Source organism: Streptomyces sp. WM4235 (assembly GCF_001279725.1).
GTDB lineage: Bacteria > Actinomycetota > Actinomycetes > Streptomycetales > Streptomycetaceae > Streptomyces.
Window position 1 is genome coordinate 1 of sequence record NZ_LGDE01000339.1, and the last position, 351, is coordinate 351.

Below are 351 nucleotides of genomic sequence, written 5' to 3' on the forward strand. Positions count from 1 at the left end.
GGTCAGTACCCATCCGGGCTGGATCGGTTGATCCGCGTGGAAGGTGCTGCCGTCGACCATGGTGCGATGGTCATTGGCGGCGGCGATGTCTGTCCACCGCTCGCCGTCGCCCAAGGCGTGTTCGGCGATGGACCACAGGCTTTCGGCCGGCTTCACGTCCCGCACCGTGTACGTCACGGCCGCGCTCTTGCCCTCGTCGGCGGCCACCGCCGCGGCGCCGTTCGTGTTGGCGGTGCTGGTGGTGGTGCCGGGGACGCCGGTCGCGCTGACGCTGACGGGTGCGGTGGTGGGCGCGGCTGTCGCGGGCGCGGCGAGGGCCGTTCCGGCGGGCAGGGCCAGGAGCACCGCGCC

The 351-nt window shown here is 73.2% G+C and carries 1 protein-coding gene; it reads right to left on the reverse strand.

The genetic code is table 11. The annotated features are described in order from the left end of the window. Window positions 1–351 (reverse strand): LysM peptidoglycan-binding domain-containing protein (locus ADK55_RS22060; RefSeq protein WP_159041509.1); only part of this gene is annotated, 351 nt, incomplete at both ends.